Genomic DNA, 3,040 nt, shown 5'->3' on the forward strand with positions numbered 1-3,040 from the left:
CCCGCTCGAAGCGCTCCTGTTGCCCACCCGCCCGGGTCACCTGCACAAGCTGCCCGGCTTCATACCGGTAACGCGTGGTCTCTCCGGCCGCATTCTTCGCCTCCACCAGACGGCCCCGGTCGTCGTACTGCCACGCTCCGGTCTTGCCCGAGCAGTCCGTGTAGCTGGCGAGCTGCCCGTCCGCGCGCCAGGCAAGCCGGCGCTGCCCCCCCTTGGGGTCGGTGATCGCCACCGGCAGGCCGGCATCGTTGTATTCGTACTTGGTGATGCGGCCCAGCGGATCGACCGCCTCGACCACGTTGCCGCGGCTGTCGTAGTACCGCTCCCAGCGATAGCCCTCCGGGTCCTGCACGCCCGTGAGGTTGTCTCGTTCGTCGTGCACGTAGTAGGCCGTGCGGCCATCTCTTGCGGTGTGCGAAGTCAGGTTGCCCCGCGCATCCCACGTAAAGCTCTCTTCCGCGCCGTCTGGGAACACGTGCCGGATCACGTTCCGGGCGGCATCCCGGAAGTACCACTCTTCCGTGTCGTCCGGATACACCACGCGGTACGGATAGCCGTCGATGTCGTAGTACTGCTGCGTCGTGTTGCCGAGTGCGTCGGTCACAAAGGTCAGGCGCAGCCGTTCGTGCCACGTCAGGTGCGTGTCAAACGTGCCGTCATCGGCCCATTCGCGCACCGCGCGCGCGTCCAGCCCCGTGCCATCCCACGCCAGGTTCATGCCGCGCCCAGTCCGGTCGCTGTAGCGGGTGATGAGGTGATGCGTGTAGGCGTAGCTCCACGCGGCGCCGTCTTCATCGGTGGCCGCCACCAGATCGCCCGCCGCATCGTAGGCGTAGGCGGCCAGCGTGCGGCCCGCCTGCCCGCCCTCGTCCACTTGCACGATGCGCGTGATGCGGCCCGCTTCGTCGTGCTCAACCTTGGCAGCGGCGCCCGCGCTGTTGGCGATGCCCGTCAGGCGCCCCTGCGCATAGGTCAACGTCACGTCATTGCCCGAGCGGTCGGCCATGCGGGTGAGCCGGAAGCGCTCGCCCTGGCGTTCGTAGGTCTCGGTGAGCACCGATCCGCGCGCGAGTTCGATAACGTTCTCTGACACACGCTTCACCGTCTGCTGCTCGATTGCATCGTGGTGGCTGCGGCCGATCTCGACCTGGGGGTAGTTCAGGCTGCGGCCGGAGGTGTCGTGGTAGACGAGGGTCTGGCCCCGCGCCTCAAAGCTGGCGTGGTAGGGCGTGGTCCAACGCGGGCCCAGCGGGCCACCCTCGTCGTGGCCGCCAAAGTTCGAGTGGTAGGTGCGCGACCATTCGATGCCGATCACCCCGGGCAGTACAAAGTCCGTGTGCGTAAAGGTCTCGTCGCCCAGCGCAAAGCCGATCGAGGGCTTCGTGCCGACTGCGGGCTGGCCCGGCGCGCATGTCTTGCACTGCGACGGGCCGGGCTTTTGTGCACGGGCCTGGTCGTGCTGGCTCTCGGTTTGACCGTCGCCATGCTGCTTATGGGCTTGACTGGCTTTCTGGCTTTGAATCGTCGCTTCAATATGGTGCTTCTTGTCCTCGTACACCTGGATCGCGCGGATCAGGATGTTGAGCAGGTACATCACCGAGCCCACATCCTCGCTCGACAGGCTGTGGATCTTGGTCTTGACGGTCGGGATGAACGCGCGGATATCCCCTGCCAGCGTGTGAATGTGCCGCTTGGCAGCGTCAGGCATCATGGAGACCGCCACGTTGGCTTCGGCCTTGATGCCGGCCTTGCCTACTTCCCATGCCGCGTCCCACAGGTTGCCCAGCGTCCGTTTGGGGTCATGCACCAGGGCACTGGCCGACACCTTGGAGAGATCGCGCCGCGCCGCCTTCAGGTTGACATTGGGATCAGTTAGCTGCCCACTGGCCAGCGCATCCAGCGCGTGGGCCAGGTTGTTCAGCACCTTCTCCACTTCCTTGGCCGCGTCATCGAGCAGTTCGTTCAACTGCGCCTTGGCCTTCATCACGAAGGGCTTGAGTTCCCCCATCAACGAGGCGGTGAGGTGTCCCGCGATGACGGCCACCAAGGCCTCAGCGAGGTCCTTGCCGCCCCGCAGGACCGTCTGCCGCACGATGGACAGCGTGGGGCGCAGCGTCATGCGCGCTGCTGACGTACCCGGCGGAATGGGCATCACGCCAATCAGGTTGATTGCCAGGTTGGCCCAGTCCAGCATCCGCTCAGCATCGGAGCGGGTGCGGTCGTTGCGATGCTCCCACAGCGTGGCGACATCCCCACACACATCCACCGCCGCAATGATGTTGCCCAGCACCGGCATTGCCGCCGACACTTCCTTGATCCGCTCCAGTGTCACGTAGCCGCCGCTGGCCGAGCGCAGCCAGTGGTCGAAACGGGTTGCGCCTGCTTGCAGGTCGGCAATGTGGACTCGGTTCAGTGGAACGATGGCCGTGTCGACTTGCGGCAGATTGCGTGCGTTGGGTGGTGCCATAGGGGGATCAGGTCAAAGCGTTAGGGGAGAATCAGGCGACCAGCGATTCGGCGCCTTCGGGCATCCAGCGGGGCTGACGCAGCGCACTGCTTTGCGCCCACGGGTCATGCGGGTCGTGCCCGAAGCTCACGGCCACCGCGCCGGCGCTCAGGCCGCTCACCAGCGCGCGCCCGGATGCATCGAGCGTGCCCTTGTGCTGCGCCCCCAGACTGTCGGTCACGGTAAATGCGCTGCCCTTGACGGGCTCGCCGCTCACGTACTGGCGCAGCAGCTCCAGTTGGCCGGGGCCGGCCTGCGGCACTGGCGGGAAACCCGCCCCCTTGCTCTGCGGCCCCAGCGTCTGGTGCGACGCTGCATGGACTTCGTGCTTGCCCGCGGTGTAGACCACCACCCCCTCGGCGCTGATCTCCACCACAGAGCCGCCGCCGTTCAGGCGAATACCCTGCTTGGCCTTGGCATCAATCCAGTCCTTGGTGCTCATGAGCTTGAGCACGCGCTCGGCCACCAGCTCCATTTCGTCGCGCTGCGCTTCGATGTGCACCTTGCCCGAGGCCGCCACCAGCTTGATACCCA

At 66.2% G+C, this 3,040-nt stretch carries 2 protein-coding genes; both read right to left on the reverse strand.

Annotated features, from left to right (window positions below; genetic code table 11):
• A partial coding sequence (locus B4F51_RS07520; protein ID WP_296224473.1) for a DUF6531 domain-containing protein occupies positions 1-2,467 on the reverse strand: 2,467 nt, incomplete at its 3' end.
• 31 nt (positions 2,468-2,498) lie between these two features.
• Positions 2,499-3,040: DUF2345 domain-containing protein (locus B4F51_RS07525; RefSeq protein WP_296224474.1), on the reverse strand; the 542-nt coding region annotated here is incomplete at its 5' end.

Origin of the sequence: Ralstonia sp. UBA689 (genome assembly GCF_002298975.1) — a bacterium.
In the GTDB taxonomy this organism is placed as follows: domain Bacteria; phylum Pseudomonadota; class Gammaproteobacteria; order Burkholderiales; family Burkholderiaceae; genus Ralstonia.